17 protein-coding genes and 1 riboswitch are annotated in these 22,174 nt (G+C 42.3%); all 17 genes read right to left on the bottom strand.

Annotation, left to right across the window (positions count from 1 at the left end):
* Positions 1 to 7: 7 nt before the first annotated feature.
* On the bottom strand, positions 8 to 859 hold the full coding sequence (locus tag DWY31_RS00750; RefSeq protein WP_118519286.1) for a bifunctional 5,10-methylenetetrahydrofolate dehydrogenase/5,10-methenyltetrahydrofolate cyclohydrolase: 852 nt from the start codon (positions 857 to 859) through the stop codon (positions 8 to 10).
* Positions 860 to 875: 16 nt separating this feature from the next.
* On the bottom strand, positions 876 to 1,502 hold the full coding sequence (locus DWY31_RS00745; RefSeq protein ID WP_117537412.1) for a cyclodeaminase/cyclohydrolase family protein: 627 nt from the start codon (positions 1,500 to 1,502) through the stop codon (positions 876 to 878).
* Between the two features lie 154 nt (positions 1,503 to 1,656).
* Positions 1,657 to 3,060 carry a dihydrolipoyl dehydrogenase gene (lpdA, locus tag DWY31_RS00740; protein ID WP_118519285.1) on the bottom strand — a complete coding sequence of 468 codons (1,404 nt, stop codon included), beginning with the start codon at positions 3,058 to 3,060 and terminating at the stop codon, positions 1,657 to 1,659.
* Positions 3,061 to 3,085: 25 nt separating this feature from the next.
* On the bottom strand, positions 3,086 to 4,084 hold the full coding sequence (locus DWY31_RS00735) for a lipoate--protein ligase (protein WP_118519284.1): 999 nt from the start codon (positions 4,082 to 4,084) through the stop codon (positions 3,086 to 3,088).
* 24 nt (positions 4,085 to 4,108) lie between these two features.
* Positions 4,109 to 5,539 (bottom strand): aminomethyl-transferring glycine dehydrogenase subunit GcvPB, encoded by a 1,431-nt coding sequence (gene gcvPB, locus DWY31_RS00730; RefSeq protein ID WP_118519283.1) that lies wholly within the window; start codon positions 5,537 to 5,539, stop codon positions 4,109 to 4,111.
* A 3-nt stretch (positions 5,540 to 5,542) separates the two neighbouring features.
* The gene (gcvPA, locus tag DWY31_RS00725; RefSeq protein ID WP_118519282.1) at positions 5,543 to 6,853 is read right to left on the bottom strand and encodes an aminomethyl-transferring glycine dehydrogenase subunit GcvPA; all 1,311 of its coding nucleotides are present in this window, start codon (positions 6,851 to 6,853) and stop codon (positions 5,543 to 5,545) included.
* Positions 6,854 to 6,890: 37 nt separating this feature from the next.
* Positions 6,891 to 7,271, bottom strand: coding sequence for a glycine cleavage system protein GcvH (gene gcvH / locus DWY31_RS00720; RefSeq protein WP_118288536.1), 381 nt, complete (start codon positions 7,269 to 7,271; stop codon positions 6,891 to 6,893).
* Positions 7,272 to 7,358: 87 nt separating this feature from the next.
* Entirely contained in the window at positions 7,359 to 8,447 is a 1,089-nt protein-coding gene (gcvT, locus tag DWY31_RS00715; RefSeq protein WP_118519281.1) for a glycine cleavage system aminomethyltransferase GcvT, read from the bottom strand.
* A gap of 141 nt (positions 8,448 to 8,588) precedes the next feature.
* Positions 8,589 to 8,684: riboswitch (glycine riboswitch) on the bottom strand.
* 237 nt (positions 8,685 to 8,921) lie between these two features.
* The gene (gene alaS, locus DWY31_RS00710) at positions 8,922 to 11,561 is read right to left on the bottom strand and encodes an alanine--tRNA ligase (protein ID WP_118519280.1); all 2,640 of its coding nucleotides are present in this window, start codon (positions 11,559 to 11,561) and stop codon (positions 8,922 to 8,924) included.
* A gap of 89 nt (positions 11,562 to 11,650) precedes the next feature.
* Complete coding sequence (locus tag DWY31_RS00705; RefSeq protein WP_021859966.1) at positions 11,651 to 13,162, bottom strand: 4Fe-4S dicluster domain-containing protein; 1,512 nt, start codon at positions 13,160 to 13,162, stop codon at positions 11,651 to 11,653.
* A gap of 114 nt (positions 13,163 to 13,276) precedes the next feature.
* Entirely contained in the window at positions 13,277 to 14,284 is a 1,008-nt protein-coding gene (gene asnA / locus DWY31_RS00700; protein ID WP_118288539.1) for an aspartate--ammonia ligase, read from the bottom strand.
* 64 nt (positions 14,285 to 14,348) lie between these two features.
* Positions 14,349 to 16,748, bottom strand: a complete 2,400-nt coding sequence (locus DWY31_RS00695) for a homocysteine S-methyltransferase family protein (protein ID WP_118519279.1) — start codon at positions 16,746 to 16,748, stop codon at positions 14,349 to 14,351.
* A gap of 26 nt (positions 16,749 to 16,774) precedes the next feature.
* Positions 16,775 to 17,422 (bottom strand): vitamin B12 dependent-methionine synthase activation domain-containing protein, encoded by a 648-nt coding sequence (locus DWY31_RS00690; protein ID WP_118519278.1) that lies wholly within the window; start codon positions 17,420 to 17,422, stop codon positions 16,775 to 16,777.
* A 12-nt stretch (positions 17,423 to 17,434) separates the two neighbouring features.
* Complete coding sequence (gene metF, locus DWY31_RS00685; protein WP_021859970.1) at positions 17,435 to 18,307, bottom strand: methylenetetrahydrofolate reductase [NAD(P)H]; 873 nt, start codon at positions 18,305 to 18,307, stop codon at positions 17,435 to 17,437.
* 232 nt (positions 18,308 to 18,539) lie between these two features.
* On the bottom strand, positions 18,540 to 19,976 hold the full coding sequence (gene glgA / locus DWY31_RS00680) for a glycogen synthase GlgA (protein WP_021859971.1): 1,437 nt from the start codon (positions 19,974 to 19,976) through the stop codon (positions 18,540 to 18,542).
* Between the two features lie 68 nt (positions 19,977 to 20,044).
* Positions 20,045 to 20,836, bottom strand: a complete 792-nt coding sequence (spo0A, locus tag DWY31_RS00675) for a sporulation transcription factor Spo0A (protein ID WP_118519426.1) — start codon at positions 20,834 to 20,836, stop codon at positions 20,045 to 20,047.
* Between the two features lie 145 nt (positions 20,837 to 20,981).
* Positions 20,982 to 22,040 carry a SpoIVB peptidase gene (gene spoIVB, locus DWY31_RS00670; RefSeq protein WP_118519277.1) on the bottom strand — a complete coding sequence of 353 codons (1,059 nt, stop codon included), beginning with the start codon at positions 22,038 to 22,040 and terminating at the stop codon, positions 20,982 to 20,984.
* Between the last annotated feature and the right edge of the window lie 134 nt (positions 22,041 to 22,174).

Below are 22,174 nucleotides of genomic sequence, written 5' to 3'. Positions count from 1 at the left end.
CTGTTTTTCATTCTGTTCTGTTTTTTGCACTTCTTACAACGTGGCTTGCAAGCACGGACGTTGTTACACTGCCCACTCCTTTTGGAACCGGGCTGATATAAGAAGCCTTCTCCTTTACCTTCTCATAATCTACATCACCGCACATATTACCGTTTTCGTCAACGTTAATTCCTACATCCACCACAACAGCTCCTTCTTTTATCATATCTGCAGTAATAAATTTTGCTTTTCCTGCACAGGCAACGACAATATCTGCGTTCCTACATTCTTCTTTCAGATCTTTTGTTCTTGTATGACATACCGTGATCGTTGCATGATCTTTTAATATCATCATAGCCAATGGTTTTCCAACCACCATACTGCGCCCCACGATCGTCACTTTCTTTCCTGTCAGATCTATGTGAAAATGACGAAGCATCTCCATAACAGCCTGTGCTGTGCATGGTGCATGTCCTTCAGTCTCACCTAAAAATACTCTCGCACTGTTGAACGGACTCATGCAGTCCACATCCTTCTCCGGATGTATCATAAGCTTCACCGGTTCTTCATCTAGGCCTTCCGGCAATGGACGGAATAATAAAATTCCATCTACTTTCGGATCGTCATTTACTTCTGCAAATGCGCGTTCGAAATTCTCCTGTGAAATTGTCTTCGGAAGTTCTACAACCTTACAGTCAATTCCTACCATTTCCATACGTTTTTTTGCGCTTTTTTCATACGCAAGGTCATCTCCTCTGGCGCCAACACGGATGATCGCAAGGCATGGATGGATTCCTTTTCCTTTTAACAGTTCCACATCCCGAATCAGCTCTTCCTTCATGGTCTTCGCCACTTCTGTTCCAAGCATTACTGTACTCATAGCCTTCTCCTCCGTATTAACTTTTAAGCTGGACACAGACACCGGCATAAATTCTTTCTTTGTATGCCTGCCCCTCAGCAATAAGCCGGTTTGCAGTTTCATTCAGTTCGCAGGCACGTTCTGCGTTCTTCATCAGACCTGTATTGATAAATACATTCAGTGAAGCACCCTCCAGTGCCGCCTGCGCAAACAGGATTCCAACACCGACATCACTGATCGCGATGCGGCTGCCCTTCTCTCCCAGTATCTCCAGAAGTTTCATGGATTCCAGAACTGTTTTCATGATCTCCATCGGAGTCAGACTTGCCTCGTACAAAGCCTGCTCCAGGATCCGCTCTTTCTCCGCCTTCTCCTCCGGCGTATTCTTCGGAAGTCCATACGCTTTTGACAATGGTTCAAATGCTTTTGCATCCTCATCTGTAAGCACAATAAGACGATCTCTGATCTTCTCTAATCTTCCACATATCTCAATCATTTCTGCTTCTACATCCGCATACTTTTTCTTTCCGACTGTCAGATTGGCAACCATCATGCCAAGTGCAGCCCCAAAAGCACCAACAGCGGCGGAAGCTCCTCCGCCGCCTGGAACGGGTGCAGAAGAAGAAAGAACATTCAAAAATTCTGTTGTTTTCTTCTCCAGCATCATCCTTCATTCCTCCTGCCTTTTTATGCATTTCCCCAATAGCCGGAAGATGATATTGGAAATTCAGCTTTCGGCACTTTTTTCATTATATTTTAAAGTGCTGTCTGTTGCAACTAAATTTCTTCTATTTGGATGAATTCCTGTAAATTTTATCTTATTTTTTCTTTTTTGGTGCAATATGGATTGCTCCACCTTCCAACTCTTCCAGTGCCTCCCCAATACCTTCATTGTAAGTCGGATGTGCGCGCATTCCTTTTAACAGCTGCGCTACTGTCATTTTATTTGCAACTGCTGTTGCGATCTCGCCGATCATATCTGTTGCACGTGCACACATCATCTGTGCTCCAAGAACAACATCTGTCTCTTCATTTGCAACAATTTTAATAAAACTTCTCTCTTCTTTTGTGATTAATGATTTTCCGTTGGCGCTCATAATGAACTTACCTGTTTTTACCGGAATTTCCGCTGCCTTCGCATCCTCCTCTGTTATACCTACCGAAGCAATCTCTGGCTCTGTATATACACAGCCCGGCACAACTGACAAATCAATGGATGGATCTTTTCCGTTCAAATATTCGATCACAACCACCCCCTGTGCACTTGCTGTATGTGCTAACTGCATTCCCTTGATCAGATCACCGATCGCATATACTCCCGGGATGCTGGTCTTGAAATGTTCATCTACAACGATTCTACCTCTTTCCATCTCCGGCACAGCATCTTCCGCAAACAATCCTTCTGTATTTGGAATACGTCCGACTGCGCAGAGAACATACTGGGCAGATGCTTCGCATTCTTTCTCCTTTTCGGTATATTTGCAAACGTATGCGCCGTCTCTTTCCTCTACGGACTGTACGCCGGCAGATGTATGCACATCAATACCTCTCTTTTTCAGCAACATCTTAAGACTCTGTGAAATCTCTTTGTCCATATTCGGTACAAGTCTTGGCATTGCCTCAAGAATCGTTACTTTACATCCGAGTGCTGAAAATGCAGTTGCGAACTCGACACTGATAACTCCGCCGCCAATAATTACGAGACTTTCCGGCATTTCTTCCAGCTTGAATAATTCATCACTGGATAATACCCCCTTAAGATCCATTCCAGGAAGTGGAAGCATAAATGGTTTACTTCCTGCTGCAAGAATAATATTTCTAGCTTCAAGCACCTGTATTTCTTCCCCTTCCACCTGTACTCTATGACTTCCAAGCAATGTTCCGTGTCCGGATACAAGTGTTACTCCGTTCGCTTTTAAGAGCTGCTCGATGCCCTGAACAAGCTGATCGGTTGTTCCTTGTTTGTATTCCAGAATCTTACTGTAATTAAAAGAAACATCGGATGCCGACACACCAAATTTTTCTGCTTCCTTCATCTCTCTGTACAGAGAGGATGCATGAATCATTGCTTTTGCCGGAATACAGCCGCGGTTCAGGCATGTTCCTCCAACACGGGCATTCTCTACCAGCGCAACCTGCATACCTTCTTTTGCTGCCTTGATCGCAGCCACATAGCCCCCCGGTCCTCCTCCGACAACAATTACATCAAATTTATCACTCATGTTCTCGATCTCCTCTACAATCTGATTACCATTCGACGGTTTTTAACCAGGCAATAATGTCTTTCATCATCTGGTTTTCACCGTCATCTTCCGACCAGTACAGCCCAAGTTCTGTACAAATATTATCTTTTTTATACTTGATTCCCTTTAAATATTTTGGAATTTCTTCTGCTATTGCCGGCTTTAACGCATCTGTATACACAATAATATCTGCAATCCTACCTTCCTGCACACACATATCCAGTGATATCTGTCCCCAGTTAAACCGATGTGTAAGTGTCTCGTTAAACGGAATTTTACGCCCAAACTTCCAGTTCCATGAACCCAGACGTTCTGTAATATTATTAACCTCAGCCGGTTCTAATTTTTCCATTGACAGCACTTCAGCCTGCCCGCCATATACTTCTTCGAATGCTTCTCTAAGCGCTTCTTTCATGCGGTCCACTGTAATATCCGGAACCAGCTCTTTTATATTCACTACCCTGGATTTTACAGAATTTACACCTTTGGACTGTAATTTTTCTTTGGATACTGTCAAATATTTTGACATCTCATCCAGCTTTACATCCAACATGATTGTTCCATGATGATAGCAACGTGAACCTTCTTTGTAAAATGCATTTCCGGAAAATTTTCTTCCATTAATTAGAATATCATTTCTTCCGGATTTTTCAGTACAGACACCGAACTTTGCTACCGCTTTTTGAATAACTTCAAGCTGTCTGTCTACATTATAATTTTCTTCATTTACAAGGAAAGTAAAATTCAGATTACCAAGATCATGATAGACTGCGCCGCCGCCGGATAATCTTCTTGCCAGATATCCACCTTCATTTTCCAGCTTCTCTGTCAGACATTCTGCCCATGCATTCTGATTCCGGCCGATCACAACCGTATGCTGATTCTGCCACAGATATAAGATACATTCTTCTTTTTGACAGTGGAAGAAAAGATATTCTTCCACTGCCAGGTTTTTATAAGGATTATACTGCTCGCTCTCAATATATGTTAACTTATTAACCACTTTATTATTCTCCTGCCATTCTAATTAGTCTTCAAACTGATATCTAAGAATCGGATGTCTTGCTGCTCCTACTTCATCCATTCTTGTTACTGGTGTTGTCATCGGAGCATTATGAAGACTCTCTGCATCCTCACCGGCAGTCTCATACAATTTGCGGAATACTGCAATCGCCTCATCCATTGTCTCTTTAGACTCTGTCTCTGTAGGCTCAACCATTAATGCTTCGTCCACGATCAGAGGGAAATACATTGTCGGTGGATGGATTTCGAAGTCGAGAAGTCCTTTTGCAATATCCATTGCTGATACACCTGTCTGTTTTTTCAGATCTACAAGACTCATAACAAATTCATGCATGCACACTTCATCATAAGCCATTGTATAGAGATCTTTTAATTTATTCATCATATAATTAGCGTTCAGAACTGCATTCTTGCTTGCTTCCGGAATTCCTTCTTTTCCAAGTGTCATAACATAAGCCGAGGCACGTACTACAACAAGGAAATTTCCATAAAAGTTCTTCATCTCACCAATACTGTCTTTTTCTTTTACAGCAACCAGTTTGTCTTCACCTTCTACAAGAATCGATGGAAGGAATGGAACAAGGAATTCCTTGCATCCTACCGGTCCACTTCCCGGGCCGCCTCCACCGTGCGGAGTTGAGAATGTCTTATGAAGATTCAGATGAATAACATCAAATCCCATATCTCCAGGTCTTACTGTTCCCATAACTGCATTTAAGTTTGCTCCGTCATAGTAACAGAGTCCGCCACAGTCATGAATAATCTTTGTGATTTCAAGAATATTCTTGTCAAACAGACCTACTGTATTCGGGTTTGTAAGCATAAGCCCGGCTACATCATCGCCTGCAATTTCTTTTAATTTTTCAATATCTACGCATCCATCCGGTCCTGAAGGAACACTCACTACTGAAAATCCTGCCATTGCTGCACTTGCCGGGTTCGTTCCGTGTGCAGAATCAGGAACGATGATCTTTTTACGTTTTTCATCTCCGCGGCTTTTATGATATGCTTTGATCAGAAGAAGTCCTGTAAACTCTCCATGCGCACCTGCTGCCGGTTGGAAAGTCATACGCTTCATTCCGGCGATCTCGCACAGATAGGATTCCAGTGTTTTTAATACTTCCAGACATCCCTGCACAGTCTCTGTCGGCTGTAACGGATGAATATCTGTAAATCCTTCCAATCCTGCTGCCACTTCATTAACTCTCGGATTATATTTCATAGTACAGGAGCCCAATGGATAGAATCCATCGTTCACACCATGTGATTTCTTTGCCAGTTCTGTGTAATGTCTGCTAAGCTCGCCCTCTGAAAGCTCCGGCAGATGTAATTTCACTTCTCTTTTATCTTTTGCATCTAAAGTAACGACTGGTACATCGCACTCCGGAAGGTTCTGGCATTTTCTTCCTGTTTTGCTTTTTTCAAAAATCAGCATCCACTACACCTCCTTTAAGATCGATACTGTTTTGTCGACCTCTTCTTTTGTGTTCATCTCTGTACAGCACCAGAGAATCCGCTTGTCATCCAGTGGATATCCACCAAGGATGTCTTCGTCTTCCAGTGCCTTCAGTACTTTTTCAGAAGGTGTATCTGATACAGTTACAAATTCATGGAAGAAATTCTGTTTGTTTTCCACCTTAAATCCTGCTCCCGCAAGTTTCTCTGCCATGTAATGTGCTTTGGACATGCTCTGCTCGGCTGCTTTTGTCACACCTTCATTTCCCATGCAGGAAAGATATACACCAACAGCAAGTGCACAAAGTGCCTGGTTTGAACAGATGTTGCTGGATGCTTTCTCACGACGGATATGCTGCTCTCTTGCCTGTAATGTCAGAACATAGCCTTTTTTTCCGTTGTGATCTTCTGTCTCTCCGGCAACTCGTCCAGGAAGCTTTCTCATCATACTTTCCACACATGTCATGAAGCCGAGATATGGTCCGCCAAATGCAATTGGAAGTCCGAGTGGCTGTCCGTCGCCAACTGCAACATCTGCGCCATACTCTCTTGGTGTCTTCAGTGCTCCAAGAGAAATCGGATTCACACTCATAACGTATTTAGCGCCTGCCTCGTGTGCCACTTCGCCGATTGTCTGTGCATCTTCCAAACTTCCATAATAATTTGGATGCTGGATCAGCACACATGCTACCTGTTTATCAATATGTTCTTTCAGATAATCAATATCTGTCACTCCGTCTTTTTCCGGAATTACTTCGATTTCTAATTCGTTACCGAAGCAATATGTTTTAATAACTTCTAACACACTTGGCATTACTGTTGCTGAAACAAATGCTTTCTTACGTTTTCTGTCAGCACACATTGCAACCGCCTCTGCTGCTGCCGTAGCTCCGTCATAAACAGATGCATTGGATACATCCATTCCTGTAAGATCTGCTATCATTGTCTGATACTCAAAAATGGATTGCAGAATTCCCTGACTGATTTCTGCCTGATACGGTGTATATGCAGTCTGTAAATTTTCTTTTGAAATGACATTGTTTACCATAGCCGGAATATAGTGTCTGTATGCGCCTGCACCACGGAAGATTGTCGGAAATACTTTATTTTTCTTTGCGATTCCTTTCATCTTTTTCAGAACTTCCATCTCTGACATTCCTTCCGGAATATCTAAGCCGCCCTGGATCTTAACCTGCTCCGGAATGTGGCGGAATAAATCATCGATGCTCTCATATCCGATTTCATTGAGCATCGCTTTTCGCTCATCTAATGTGTTTGGAACATAACTACCCATGTTCTTTATCCACCGCCTTTCTTTACATTCTTATGTATTAAGCCTCTTCGCTTTCTACAAATGCTTTGTATGCGTCAGCATCTAACAGTTCTTCTGTCTCTTTTACTTCACCAACTTTTACAAACCATGCATCATAAGGTGTTTCGTTGATAGATTCCGGAGCGTCTAACAGCTCTTCATTGATCTCTGTTACAACACCTGAAACCGGTGAGAATACATCAGATACTGCTTTTACAGACTCAACATCTGCGAATGCTTCTCCGACTGTTACTTCATCTCCAACTTCCGGAAGGTTTATAAATACAAGATCTCCTAATTCAGACTGTGCATAATCTGTTAATCCGATCACTCTTACGTCTCCATCCTCTTTTATCCACTCGTGTGATTTTGAATACTTTAATTCTGCTCTTAATTCCATTGTTTTAATCTCCTTTTCTTTTATGATATAATATGCCTCTGTTTGTGATACCCTCGGTTTCAGACCTTTTCCCTGGCATCCTTATATTTATTTTGCTCTCTTATAAAACGGAAGTGCTACAACTTCTACATCAACCATACGTCCTCTGACATCCACCTGTAATTTTGTTCCTACATCTGTATAGGCAGTTTCCAGTAATGCCATTCCGACAGCCTTGTCAATGAAAGGACCTTTTGTACCGGATGTTGTATGTCCGATCACTTTGCCGTCTGCATATACATCCTGATGTTCACGGATGATTCCTCTTCCAATAACTTCCAGACCTACTCTCTTTCTCGTTAGTTCTGCATGTTCTTCCAGAGCTTTCTTACCGATGAAGTCATCTTTTTTCATCTTCACTGCGAATCCAAGTCCTGTCTCCAGCGGTGAAACATCATCATCCATCTCGTGACCGTAAAGTGGCATTGCTGCTTCCATACGAAGTGTATCTCTTGCTCCAAGACCACACGGGATAAGTCCTTCTTCTTTTCCATTTTCAAGAAGTGTATCCCACATCTTCTCTGCATACTCGCTTGGCAGATATAATTCTACTCCATCCTCACCTGTGTATCCTGTCTTGGAAATGATACATGGGATTCCGGCTACTTCTGTGTCGAATACTGCATGGTAGTATTTCTGAGGAATGTTCTCTTCTGCTGTCAGCTTTCTTAAGATATCCATTGCTTTTGGTCCTTGCAGTGCAAGCTGTGCATACTGAGCAGATACGTCTGTAAATTTGACTTCTCCAAACTGATGATTTAACATCCACTGATAATCTTTATCTTTGTTTGCTGCATTGACAACAATAAAGTAATGATCATCGGAATGTTTGTAAACAATCAGATCGTCTACTGTTCCGCCATGTTCATTACACATCGGACTGTATCTTGCCTGTCCATCCACCATATTGTCAAAGTTATTCGTCAGTATCATCTGGATATTTGCAAGTGCATCCTTTCCTTCGCATAAAACTTCTCCCATATGAGATACATCAAATAGTCCTGCCTGAGTACGAACAGCCATATGTTCTTTGATTACACCTGCTTCATACTGTACCGGAAGAAGGTAACCTCCAAATGGTACGATCTTACCTCCTGCCTTCACATGTGCATCATAGAGTGGCGTTTTTAATTCCATGATAAAAATCCTCCTTTTTTCTCATCATGAACTGCTCTGTCAGCGGGTCTTGTCCCGTTAAAAGTTTGTCGGAGCAAAAAAATAAGAGACATGTCCTATTTCAGGACTTCCTGCCTCCCTGTCTGCTTTCTTTCAGAGCTTCGTCCGAACCCAATTCTTCTGCCTGAGAGTTTCGAATTACTTCTTGCCCCTTCGGCGCTATTGCTTATTGCTAATAATCTCTCTTAGGTTCATCACCCGATCACTTTTCTTTTATTTTGACAGGCTTATTGTAACAGTCCTTAAATTATCTGTCAATAATTGTTTATTTTTTAACTTTTCTGTTATTTATAGGCAATTGCAACAGTCATTATAGTTATTATCTATAAAAAAGAAAGATACATTTTCACTTTTTTGTAGAAAATGTATCTTTCTTTATTTTCATTGTATTTTATTGTACTATTATCTGCGTATTTTCATACTTCTAAAGTGCACTTATGCAAGCTGTTCAGCCAGTACTTCTTTCGCTTTTGTGAGTGCATCATTCATGCCTTCCGGCTTCTTGCCCCCAGCTTGGGCCATATTCGGGCGGCCACCACCACCACCGCCAACGCATGATGCACAAGCCTTGATCAGATTACCTGCATGTGCGCCTTTATCAATTGCTCCTTTGGTAGCCATAGCCATCAGGCTGACTTTACCATCTGTAGCCGATACAAGCACAACAACACCTTCGCCAAGCTTGTCTTTTAACTGGTCACCAAGATCACGGAGTCCGTTCATATCCACGCCTTCTACCTTTGCGGCGAGCAATTTCACACCGACAACTTCTGTCACCTGATTCATCACATCACCTATAGCATCTTTGGCAAGCTTGCCCTTCAGGCTCTCCACTTCGCTCTTCAATGCCTTATTCTCAGCCTGCAGATGACTGATCTTCTCTTCCATATTATCCGGAGTTGTCTTCAACATCTTCGCAGCTTCGTGAAGCTTCTGCTCCTGTTCCTCGTAATAATCCATCAGTCCTTTGGAAGTCAGTGCTTCAATACGGCGCACACCGGCTGCGACACCGGACTCGGAAAGGATCTTAAATGACATGATATCACCGGTATTTGCCACATGTGTACCACCACAGAACTCAATAGAGAAATCTCCCATGCTGACAACACGTACAATATCTCCGTATTTTTCACCAAATAGAGCCGCTGCTCCTGTCTTTTTTGCTTCCTCGATCGGCATGTTGCGCACAACAACCGGAAGATGATTACGAATTTCTCTGTTGACGATTGCCTCTACTTCTTTAAGCTGTTCTTCTGTCATAGCAGAAAAATGCGTAAAGTCAAAACGAAGTCTGTTCGCATTGTTCAGAGATCCAGCCTGTTCTACATGTGTTCCAAGCACCATGCGGAGTGCTTTCTGTAACAGATGTGTTGCACTGTGGTTATTTGCAGCAAGTGCACGGTTCTCACGATCAACTTCCAGTGTCACTTTATCACCGATTTTGATCATGCCTTTTGTCACATGACCGACATGTCCGAATTTGCCACCGAGAAGTTTTACAACATCTTCTACTACAAATTCACCGTCTGCACTGCGGATCACACCTTTATCAGCTTCCTGTCCACCGCTTGTTGCATAGAGCGGAGTCTTCGCTACAATGACCGTTCCCTTTTCTCCGTCAGAGAGTGCATCTACAATCTCTTCTTCACTTGTAAGTGCTGTAACTTCTGACTCTGCTTCCATATTGTCATATCCGACAAATTCTGTTGTCAGTTCCGGATCAAGCGCATCATAAACGCTTGCGTCTGTACCACTGTAACTGTGTGTTCCAAAAGTTCCTTCGGACTTCGCGCGCTGTTCTTTCTGTGCTTTTTCAAAGCCTTCTTTATCATATGTCAGTCCCTTTTCCTCCAGGATCTCACTTGTCAGATCCACCGGGAATCCATAAGTATCATAAAGCTTGAATGCATTCTCTCCGGAAAGTACGGTTGTACCTTCTGCTTTCATATCTGCTTCCATGTCAGCAAGAATAGACAGTCCCTGATCGATCGTCTTGTTAAACTGCGCTTCTTCTTTTGCAATGACATTGAAAATAAAGTCTTTTTTCTCTTCCAGTTCCGGATATCCATCCTTGGAACCATCGATAACAGTCTGTGCCAGTTCTACGAGGAATGCTCTCTCAATGCCAAGCAGTCGTCCATGACGGCAGGCACGACGCAACAGACGCCGCAGCACATAACCTCTTCCACTGTTAGACGGCATAATTCCGTCGGAGATCATAAACGTGACAGAACGGATATGATCCGTGATAACACGGAGAGAAACATCTGTCTCATCGCTTGTTCCATAAGATACACCTGTAATGCGGCATACATGGTCGCGCAGTGCTTTCATTGTATCGATATCAAACATAGAATCTACATCCTGCACAATACATGCAAGACGCTCCAGTCCCATACCGGTATCAATATTCTTCTGTTCAAGTTCTGTGTAGTTGTTGTGTCCGTCATTGTCAAACTGTGTAAATACGTTATTCCAGATTTCCATGTATCGATCACATTCACATCCTACTGTACAATCCGGACGTCCGCAACCATATTTCTCACCGCGGTCGTAATATACTTCTGAACATGGACCACAAGGACCTGAACCATGCTCCCAGAAGTTATCTTCCTTGCCAAACTTGAAGATTCTCTCCGGTGCAATCCCAATCTCTTCATTCCAGATCTTCCACGCTTCATCGTCCTCAAGATAAACAGATGGATACAGACGATCCGGATCAAGACCTACAACTTCTGTCAAAAACTCCCATGTCCAGTGAATTGCATCGTGTTTAAAATAATCTCCAAACGAAAAGTTACCAAGCATCTCGAAGAAAGTACCGTGTCTTGCAGTCTTTCCTACATTCTCGATATCTCCTGTACGGATACACTTCTGACAGGTTGTCACTCTCTTTCTTGGTGGAATCTCCTGTCCTGTAAAATATGGTTTTAACGGCGCCATACCGGAATTGATAAGCAACAGACTCTTGTCATTGTGCGGCACCAGTGAAAAACTTTTCATAGCCAGATGTCCTTTACTTTCAAAAAATTCAAGGAACATTCTACGTAATTCATTTACTCCGTATTTTTGCATAATTTCCTCCTCCAAACTCACTATCTCCTAATTATAATAAGATACCCGCCGTTTGTCAACGACAGGCATCTTTGCACATTTCTTCTTTTTTACTTTAATTCAATCTCTGCCAATTCTTTTGGCGGAAGTTTTTTTGTGGATGCTTTTACAAATTCTTTGATATTCTTCTGCGCTTTCGGAACCGGAATATTTGTTCCTGCACCTGCCACGCATCCTCCTGGGCATCCCATTCCTTCGATCAGGCATCCGTTCATGCGTCCTGCTTTTGCAAGAGCGAGCATCTTCTTACACTCAGCCAGTCCTTCCGCATGTTCGATATTTACTTCTACATCCGGATAATACTCATGGATACATTTCTCGATTGCCTCTGCAACGCCTCCTGCTACTGCATACCCTCTTCCTGCTCCGGTCGCATCATGGAAAGACGATTCTGCTTCATACTGTGTCAGGTCAATATTCTTAGCATCGAACATTGCCTGCAGTTCTTCAAATGTAATAACAAAATCCACATCACTTCGCACATCCCGGCGCATCGCTTCCAGCTTCTTTGCCGCACACGGTCCGATGAATACCACTTTGGCATTCGGATGCTTCTGCTTGATCGTACGAGCCGTCGCAACCATCGGCGTTAACTCCTGTGATACCTGATCAATGAGGTCCGGAAAATACTTCTTAGCAAGCATCGCCCATGACGGACAGCAAGATGTAAGAAGGAACGGCAGTTCTCCTGTCACAACTTTTTCCACATAATGATGCGCCTCCGCAACTGCACCAATATCTGCCCCAAGTGCAACTTCATAAAATTCCGAGAAACCAAGTTCCTTGAGTGCCGCTTTTAGATTTCTCGGCGTGATATTATCTCCAAACTGTCCTGCATATGCCGGAGCAATCTCGGCAACAATCTCTTCACCATCTTTCAGTGCATGCGCTAACTGGAAAATCTGCGATTTATCAGAAATCGCACCAAACGGACAGTTTACCATACACATTCCGCAGGATACGCATTTATCATTGTTAATGTAAGCTCTTCCCATAGCATCTGACTCGATTGCTCCTACACCACATGCCATTTTGCAAGGTCTTGCCTTACAGGAGATTGCGTCATACGGACAGGCGGATTTGCATTTTCCACACTTGATGCATTTTTCCTGGTCAATGTGAGATTTACCATTTACCATGGAAATCGCACTCTTCGGACAGACTTCCATACACGGATGTGCCAGACAGCCCTTACACATATTGCTTACTTCATATCCACGTTCCTCACATGCTGCACACGCTGACGGTATGACCTGCATAAGCGGCGGCTCATAGTATTTGTCCGAAATATTACTCGCCTCCACACCGGCAGTCAGATGAACCGGTTTGTTCTCCGGACGGAGTGACAATCCCATAGCAAGACGAAGACGCTCCCTGACAACTGCTCTGGCTCTGTAAATGCTGTCCCTGTAAACAGGGCTTTCTTCATTCACCATAGCATATGGAATTGCTTCCATGTCGTCACAAAGCGTCTCATCATTTGCCTCGAAGCCAAGTCTTGCAACTTCTTCGAATACTTTCCGTCTCAAACGTTTGACTGTCGTATCTAATCCTCTGATCATATTGACACATCCTCCTGATTCTCTTTCCTAATAGAATTTCTCATAAACTCCTTTAAGTATAAAAAATCGTTAATACAGTGTCAATATTCCCGCATGTACAGAATTAAATACAACTTACAGTAATACGATATTATGCTCTTTGCATGTCTTTTTCATTTCTTCCGGCCAGATACTTGCCTGAACCTCTCCGACATGGGCACGATCCAGAAGCAGCATACAAAGTCTTGACTGACCGATACCTCCACCGATCGTATACGGCAATTCTCCATTTAAAAGCATCTTATGATACGGCAGTTCTTTGCGTTCCTCGCATCCGGCTTTTTTTAGTTGTTCTGCAAGAGATTTCTCATCTACACGAATACCCATGCTGGAAATCTCCAGTGCACAGTTCAGATTTTCAAACCAGAATAGGATATCTCCATTTAACTGCCAGTCATCATAATCCGGTGCACGACCATCATGCGGCTCCCCGCTTGCCAGCTTGTCACCGATCTGCATAACAAATACGCAACCGTATTCTTTCGTAATCAGATTTTCTCGTTCTTTTGGTGTCTTATCCGGATAACGGTCTTCCAGCTCCTGGGAAGTGATAAACGTCACTCCGTCCGGCAGATGTTTCACTGCCTGTGGATACTTATACCATACTTCATGCTCCATATGTTTGATCACTTTGAAAATTGTACGCACGGTATCTTTTAATGTCTCAACTGTACGCTCTTCTTTTGTAATTACTTTCTCCCAGTCCCACTGGTCAACATAACAGGAATGAAGATTATCCAGTTCTTCATCGCGGCGGATCGCATTCATATTTGTATAAAGTCCTTCGCCTGGTTTGAAGCCATATTCATGAAGGGCCATACGTTTCCATTTTGCAAGAGACTGTACAACTTCTACTTCTTCTCCTTTAATCCCTGCAATATCAAACTGTACCGGACGCTCCACACCATTCAAATTGTCATTCAGTCCGCTCTTCTTCGTAACGAAAAGAGGCGCTGAAATTCTTTCCAGATTCATCTCTTTTCCAAATTCTTTCTGAAATGTGTCGCGAATGTACTTGATTGCTTCCTGCGTCTCTCTTACCGAAAGATGAGGGTCATATTTTTCAGGTAATATTAATGCCATGTTTCTTCCTCCTAGCTGTGACTTGTTTTATGTTTGCTCTATTGTTATGAATCTTCTTATCTGTCTATTCCCGTCCGAATACTTTCTGTGCATAGTATACGGATTGCATTGCATCTTTTCCATAGAAATCTGCATGGATCTGGTCTGCATAATCCTGATTTAGGACTGCACCGCCTACCATAACTTTACAATCCGGCTTTTCTTTGTTGAGTTGTCTGATCGTTTCTTCCATGCTGACTACAGTTGTCGTCATAAGCGCACTTAATCCAACCAGTTTAATATCTTCTTTTACTGCTGTCTCAACAATCAATTCCGGCGGTACATCTTTTCCAAGATCCAGAACATCAAAGCTGTAATTTTCAAGAAGTACTTTCACGATATTCTTGCCTATATCGTGAATATCTCCTTTTACAGTTGCAAGAATGATCTTGTCTTTTTCCTTTTCTTCTGTGCCGCTCTTTGCCAGTTCATCCTTCAATACCGCAAATGCAATCTTAGCGGCATCTGCACTCATCAAGAGCTGCGGAAGGAATACCGTACCTTTTTCAAATCCTTTTCCAACTCCGTCTAAAGCCGGAATCATCTCCTCATTGATAATATCAAGCGGTGCCATCGTCTTTACAAGCTCATAGGCTGCATGATGCGCTTCTTCTTTTAAGCCTTTTTCAATTGCACTCTTGAGCGTAATCTGCGTATCTTTGGCAACAGGTTTGTCTGCCTTTACGCTTCCGTATTGTCTGATATATTCTTCACAGTTCTCATCATAGTTCATCAATGCACAATAAGAATAGTATGAACGCATCATATCTTCTGACAGAGGATTGATAATTCCTGCACTCAGACCGTTCTGCATTGCCATTGTGTAGAAATTGGAATTGACTGCCGGGCGGTATGGAAGTCCGAATGAAATATTCGATACTCCAAGCACCGTACAGACTCCATATATCTCCCTGACTTTTCTCAGAGATTCCAATGTGATCCGGGCGCCTTCCGGTTCTGAACTGATCGTCATTGTAAGAACATCGATAACAATATCTTTCTTCGGGATGCCATATTTTGCTGCTTCTGTAATGATCTTTCCGGCAATCTCCACACGTTTTTCAACTGTCTGTGGAATCCCGTCTTCATCAATTGTCAGCGCTACTACTGCTCCGCCATACTTTTTGATTAGTGGGAATACCTGATCCATGGACTCCTGCTTTCCATTCACGGAGTTTACCATCGGTTTTCCGTTATAAATACGCATAGCGGCTTCCATTGCCTGCTGGTCAACTGTATCGATTTGAAGTGGCAGGCTTGTAATACTCTGCAGGTTCATGACAACTTCACGCATCATCTCTACTTCATCAATATCCGGAAGTCCGACATTGACATCCAGGATATGTGCTCCATGATCCTGCTGGGAAATCGCTTCACGCAGAATATAATCCATGTCGTGATCTTTGAGCGCCTGTTTAAACTTTTTTTTACCGGTTGGATTGATACGCTCTCCGATGATCAGCGGCTTCTCACCTAAAAATGCTGCTTTTCCGTAGGAAGATACGATCGTTCTCTCACAAACTTCCGGCAGTTTTCTTCTGCTCCATGCATCGGATGCTTTCACGCTTGCAATCATCTGACGGATATGCTCCGGTGTTGTACCGCAACAGCCTCCGATCACAGCAGCGCCTTTCTCAACAATCTTTATCATATATTCGGAAAATTCTTCCGGATCTACATCATAATAAACTTCTCCGTCCTTCTGTTTCGGAAGTCCGGCGTTAGGCTTGACAATGACCGGAACGGAAGTATATTTTAAAATCTCATCAAGGATCGGCATCATCTGTTCCGGTCCCATACCACAGTTAATACCGAGTGCATCTACGCGAAGCCCTTCCAGCATCGCAACTACAGACGGAACATCTCCACCTGTGAGAAGTTTTCCTTTTTCATCAAAGATCATCGTTGCAAATACAGGTAGTGATGTATTCTCTTTTGCAGCCAGTATTGCCGCTTTCACCTCATAAGTATCGCTCATTGTCTCAATGTGGATCAGGTCTGCACCGGCTTTTTCTCCATAAATGGTAACTTCTTTAAATGCATTATAGGCATCCTCAAAGTCCAGATCTCCCATTGGTTTTAATAATTTACCGGTCGGTCCGATATCAAGTGCTGCATACACTTCTCTTCCATCCGTAACACCTTCTTCTGCCGCTTTCTTTAAATTTGCAACAGAAGCATTCACAATCGCTTCCAGCGAATACTGCGAATCGTGAAACTTCAATGCATTTGCGCCAAATGTATTACTCAGTACAATATCGCTTCCAGATTCATAATATTTTTTATGAATCTGAACCATTATATCTGGATGCTCAATGCTCCATGTTTCCGGAAGTTCTCCCGGTTTTAATCCATTTTCCTGCAAAAGAGTTCCTGTTCCTCCATCAAAAAACAAAAGCTCTTTCCCCAGCCTGTCTAATAGCATATTCTTGCTCCTTTATCTTTGATTTTCTATGATTCTCTGCGATAAATGCAGTCCTTCTTTCCACAGACCTCGCAACCTTTTTGATGACAGTTCTCCTGCGTCGTACTAAGACCGATCAAAGCGGTTACTGATTTTGTCGGTGTGAGCATACTGCTTTCTGTCATCGTCAGACCAATCTTCTTCGATGCCTCCATCAATGTTAAAATCTCTCTCTGGTGAAGAATGGAAAAATCACCGTATCCCGGGCTGAATCGCGGGCGCAGATACAAGTCCTGTTTTTCCATCTCTGTGCGTATCTCTTCCTGCCTCTCATCCAAATACTCTTCTAACAGTGCTGCTGCACACGCCTGCATTACAACAGCTTTTGCCATTTCCGTATAAGAATATCTCTTAATGAGATAGTCCACTTCAATCCCCAGTGTCCCGCACAGCAGAACGACCTGACGGCAGCCTTTCAGATTCTTTGAAAGATTCCTGCTATGTATTTCCATCATCTCTATCCGGATCGTATCTGTCTGCTTCCACTGAAGTTCAAATGTACGATATATGCTTCTCGGTTTCGCAGTTTCATCCAGTTCTCTGAACGCATCTGCCACCAATCCAAACGTCTGTTCATCCGCTTCCTGTCTTCCATATCCAAGATAGCGGATTGCTTCTTTGGTTCTGTTATCCATTCACTATCACACCTATCCGTTTTTTACGATATCAGATAAATTGTGCATGATTGCTGTTGCTACTGCCGGATTATTCATAGAATATACATGCACATGATTGATTCCATTTGCAAACAGATCAATAATCTGATCGGTTGCATATGCAATACCGGCCTGCTGCATTGCTTTCGGATCTTCACCGAAGCGATCCAGTACATCACGGAATCTCTGTGGCAGCACTGTTCCGGACATCTCACTGATTCTCTTCATCTGGTTGCCTTTTGTTACCGGCATAATTCCCGGCACAACCGGAACCGTAATTCCGATTTCACGGATTCTATATAAGAAATTGTAGAAAATTGTATTATCAAAAAACATCTGTGTTGTAAGAAAATCCACACCGCAGTCTACTTTTTTCTTCAGATTATAAATGTCATCTTTCTTATGTTCTGCTTCCACATGACCTTCCGGATAGCATGCAGCTCCGATGCAGAAATCACCCTTGCTTTTGATCTCTTCAACCAGCTCATATGCATATCTGTAATGATTCGGAAGTGGAAATTCAGATTCCTTCGGAATATCCCCACGGAGTGCCAGAACATTTTCAATATTATTCTTCTTCAACTCGTCAATTACGCGTGCTACATGTTCTTTTGTAGAAGAAACGCATGTCAGATGCGCCAGACTGGTAAGTCCCAAGTCGTCCTTGATATGTGATGCAATATTTACCGTATTCTTGCTGGTTCCTCCACCTGCTCCATAAGTTACACTCATGTAAGATGGTTTTAATGCACCAATCTGATCCGTAGCAGATAATACACTTGCAAATCCGGCATCTGTCTTCGGTGGAAATACTTCAAAAGATATGTGTGGTGTCTTTTCTTTTAAAATGTCTTTAATCTTCATATAATCTCCTTTTCCTTCTATGTAAATATACAATTATTCCTATAAAGGCTTTATTATATACGATAAAACAAATTTGCATAAAATGCAAGAAAAACATCCTTCTCATTCATATTTATTCATATGAACAGAAAGGATGTTTTCTCTTTTTAATACATTATTATATAATAGTGTGGTTAGAACTCATTCACTATGATACCTGTGAATGTTTCATGATCTATGTTCCTGCAAACTTCTACATACTTTCATATAAGTCTTCATACTGTTTTGCAGAATTCTTCCATGAAAAGTCCCGTTTCATGCCACGTTCTACAATCTTATTCCAGTCTCTCTTCTTATCATAATAGATACGCTCTGCATAGCGGATTGTTCCAAGCATCTCATGTGCATTATAATTCATAAAGCTGAATCCAGTTCCCGTCTTTTCATATTCATTATATGCTTCTACAGTATCTTTCAGTCCTCCGGTCTCTCTTACGATCGGAACTGTTCCGTATCTTAAGCTCATAAGCTGACTCAGTCCGCATGGTTCAAAGAGTGACGGCATCAGGAATGCATCACAGGATGCATATACTTTATGCGACATCTCTTCGGAATAATAAATATTCGCAGATACTTTATCCGGATACTTCCATGCAAAATGACGGAACATATTCTCATACTGTTCTTCGCCAGTACCGAGTGCCACGATCTGCACAGCATCCTGACAGAGCTCGTCCATCACATATGCTACCAGGTCAAAGCCTTTCTGGTCAGTCAGTCTGGAAACGATACCGATCATCATCGTCTTATGGTTCTTCTCCAGATTCAGTTCTTCCTGAAGCGCTGTCTTGTTCTTGATTTTCTCTCTCCGGAAATTCGATACATCATAGTTCTTCACAATGCTTGGATCTGTCTTCGGATTATAATCCTCATAATCGATTCCGTTCACAATACCGGACAGACAGTTCGCTCTTGCATTCATCAGACCGTCCAGGCGTTCTCCATAGAATGGCATCTTAATCTCTTCTGCATAAGTATTGCTTACGGTTGTGATCCGATCTGCATAGACAATTCCACCTTTCAGATAATTGGCATCCTCATATGCTTCCAGCTTATCCGGTGCGAAATAATACTGTGGCAGTCCCGTGATGTCACGAATCCGCTTCGTATCCCATGTGCCCTGAAACTTCAGATTGTGAATGGTCATGATCGTCTTGATTCCTCTATACCACTCATTACCATAGCGAAAATTATCAAGGTATACCGGAACGAGTCCTGTCTGCCAGTCATGACAGTGAATGATATCCGGTCTGAAATCAATAAGCGGCAGTGCACTTAAAACTGCTTTTGAGAAGAATGCGAACTTCTCAACATCTGTATAGGTATCTCCATATGGCGCGAAACCATTAAAGTAATATTCGTTATCTATGAAATAAAAAAGGATTCCCTCATATTTCATCTGAAGAATTCCTACATATTGTTTTCTCCAGTTCAGATCCATATAAAAATGTGTGACGTATTCCATCTTCTCTTTCCATGTCTCTTTCATACACATGTACTTCGGTAACATAACACGTACATCATATTTATCTTTATCAAAATACTTTGGCAGTGATCCAACTACATCGGCTAATCCACCTGTCTTGATAAATGGTACTGACTCTGAAGCTACAAATAGTATTTTTTTCATATTGCTTCCCTTCCTCTCGATCCACGATATACAATCATTATATCGTATTTTTGTCAAGAAGAAAAGTGTTATCTGTTCTTATATTCCAATCGAATCGTATCTGCGATCAGTGCTATAAACTCTGAATTTGTCGGTTTCCCCTTTCCAGTGCTCACCGTATATCCAAACAGATGATCCAGTGTATCCAGTTTTCCTCTGCTCCATGCGACCTCGATCGCATGTCTGATTGCACGCTCTACGCGGCTTGCTGTTGTCTGATGCATCTTGGCAACTGTCGGATACAGCACTTTTGTGATTGCATTTAGCACATCCATATCTTCCACTGCCATGATGATCGCATCTCTAAGGTAATGATACCCTTTGATATGCGCCGGGATTCCGATTTCATGGATCATATCTGTTACCCGGTTTTCAAGCTGCATCTGTGGCTGTGCCGGAAGCACACCGCCTTCTTTCGCAACCGGCTTTATATTTTTTGTCATATTCTCTCCGGCATTTTTTATTCTTTTTATCACCGTATCGTTGTGGAACGGTTTCAGGATATAATAACTTGCCCCTTTCTTGAAAGCATCTTCCGTGATCCGTTCCTGTCCGATTGCCGTGATCACAATAAAATCCGGATGCTTTCTTAATTCCTGATCATTGTTTACCTGATCCATAACACTTAGTCCATCCATCTTCGGAAGGATCAGATCCAGTAATACTACATCCGGCTGTTTCTGCCTGATCATTTCATAGGCATCTTCTCCATTGTTGGCTTTTCCGACCAGCTTCAAGTCCTTATCCGCATCAATCATATCGCCAAGTAAATCCAAAATTCTCTCATTATCATCAGCAATTGCTACGTTTATCTCATTCATTGCTCGAAATGCCCCCTTTCCGTTTGTCACAGGTTCTTTCTTTTTGTTAATTGTCATTATAAAGAGTGCCAAAATGTAAATCAAGAATTTAATGTCGTAAAAATCTGACGGTTTACGACTGCATTTTCCATTCATTTTCCATGTTCTACCGGGAGAGCATATTTTCTATGAAAATTGCGTAACCTTTTGTCGGATTATTAACCAGTACATGTGTCACCGCACCCACAATTTTTCCATTTTGCAGTAATGGGCTTCCACTCATTCCCTGGACAATGCCACCTGTCACTTTCAGAAGTTCCGGATCTGTCACTTCCAGAAGTATTCCTTTATTTGCTTCTTTCGCTTTTGTATTAATCTCCAGAATACGCACCTCATACTCTTTGACTTTTCCTTCTACAGCACAGCGGATCTTTGCTTTTCCTTTTCGGATTTCTTCTTTTTTTGCCGTTTCTACCGGCTTCTGTTCCGTAAAAAGCGTATCAATCCGTTCGACTTTTCCAAAAATTCCATTTTCCGTATTCTCACTGATTTTTCCAAGGATATTGTAGTTATTGTAAACAATGATTCCTTCCATACCGCCGGGTGTTCCGTATTTTCCTTTCTGGATATCGCGAATACTCGTCGCATACACCTTGCCTTCTGAAATACTTAAAAGCTTATTCGTATCTACATCATGAATACCATGACCGAGCGCTCCGAAATGGCTGTCCGCATCCAGATATGTGATTGTCCCAAGTCCCTGTGCATTATCTCTCACCCAGATTCCGAGCTTGTATTCTTTTTTTACATCCCTGACTGCTTTTGTTTTAATCCGGATATTTTCACGGTTCCGCCGGATTGTAAGAACAACTTCCTCTTCTTTCAGTTTTTTCATCTCTTCGATCAGTTCATTTTTAGTCTTTACTGTTGCATTATTGACTTTCTGGATATAATCTCCTGCCTTTACAAGATGACTGGAGGGATTCTCTTTCACACCGTCCTCACGCTCAATTGCATCTGTTCCAAGCACCATAACACCTTTTGTCTCCAGATAAATACCGATTGGCATCCCGCCAGGTATCACCAGCTTCTTGTCCATCGGACTGGCATTTACCTCCTTTTCAAAATCTTTCTGTCTTAATCGGATATAAGAATAGCTGCCACCTACTGACAATACAAAAACAAGTATTATGATCCACATTTTACGCCACCAGTATTTCCGCATAGTTTTCGCCCTTTCCCATTTATAATAAATCGAGCAGGCTGACTCCTGTCCGATTCGTATATTAGCACTTATCGCCATAATTCATAACATAAATAAAGATGGATATCACAAATGTAATATCCATCTTAGTATAT

Source organism: Dorea sp. AF24-7LB (assembly GCF_003478575.1).
In the GTDB taxonomy this organism is placed as follows: domain Bacteria; phylum Bacillota; class Clostridia; order Lachnospirales; family Lachnospiraceae; genus Dorea_D; species Dorea_D hominis.
The sequence above is the reverse complement of the archived record's forward strand: the minus strand, read 5'-3'. Positions and strand labels throughout refer to the sequence as shown.

Bases quoted from the DNA above. Each gene is read 5' to 3' on its own strand.
- gcvPA (WP_118519282.1), bottom strand. From the start codon at position 6,853: ATGGGTAGTTATGTTCCAAACACATTAGATGAGCGAAAAGCGATGCTC.
- gcvT (WP_118519281.1), bottom strand. From the start codon at position 8,447: ATGGAATTAAAAACGCCACTCTATGATGCACATGTGAAGGCAGGAGGT.
- spoIVB (WP_118519277.1), bottom strand. From the start codon at position 22,040: ATGCGGAAATACTGGTGGCGTAAAATGTGGATCATAATACTTGTTTTT.
- DWY31_RS00695 (WP_118519279.1), bottom strand. From the start codon at position 16,748: ATGCTATTAGACAGGCTGGGGAAAGAGCTTTTGTTTTTTGATGGAGGA.
- DWY31_RS00705 (WP_021859966.1), bottom strand. From the start codon at position 13,162: ATGATCAGAGGATTAGATACGACAGTCAAACGTTTGAGACGGAAAGTA.
- spo0A (WP_118519426.1), bottom strand. From the start codon at position 20,836: ATGAATGAGATAAACGTAGCAATTGCTGATGATAATGAGAGAATTTTG.
- gcvH (WP_118288536.1), bottom strand. From the start codon at position 7,271: ATGGAATTAAGAGCAGAATTAAAGTATTCAAAATCACACGAGTGGATA.
- metF (WP_021859970.1), bottom strand. From the start codon at position 18,307: ATGAAGATTAAAGACATTTTAAAAGAAAAGACACCACACATATCTTTT.
- alaS (WP_118519280.1), bottom strand. From the start codon at position 11,561: ATGCAAAAATACGGAGTAAATGAATTACGTAGAATGTTCCTTGAATTT.
- DWY31_RS00750 (WP_118519286.1), bottom strand. From the start codon at position 859: ATGAGTACAGTAATGCTTGGAACAGAAGTGGCGAAGACCATGAAGGAA.
- DWY31_RS00745 (WP_117537412.1), bottom strand. From the start codon at position 1,502: ATGCTGGAGAAGAAAACAACAGAATTTTTGAATGTTCTTTCTTCTTCT.
- DWY31_RS00690 (WP_118519278.1), bottom strand. From the start codon at position 17,422: ATGGATAACAGAACCAAAGAAGCAATCCGCTATCTTGGATATGGAAGA.
- lpdA (WP_118519285.1), bottom strand. From the start codon at position 3,060: ATGAGTGATAAATTTGATGTAATTGTTGTCGGAGGAGGACCGGGGGGC.
- glgA (WP_021859971.1), bottom strand. From the start codon at position 19,976: ATGAAAAAAATACTATTTGTAGCTTCAGAGTCAGTACCATTTATCAAG.
- gcvPB (WP_118519283.1), bottom strand. From the start codon at position 5,539: ATGCTGATTTTTGAAAAAAGCAAAACAGGAAGAAAATGCCAGAACCTT.
- asnA (WP_118288539.1), bottom strand. From the start codon at position 14,284: ATGGCATTAATATTACCTGAAAAATATGACCCTCATCTTTCGGTAAGA.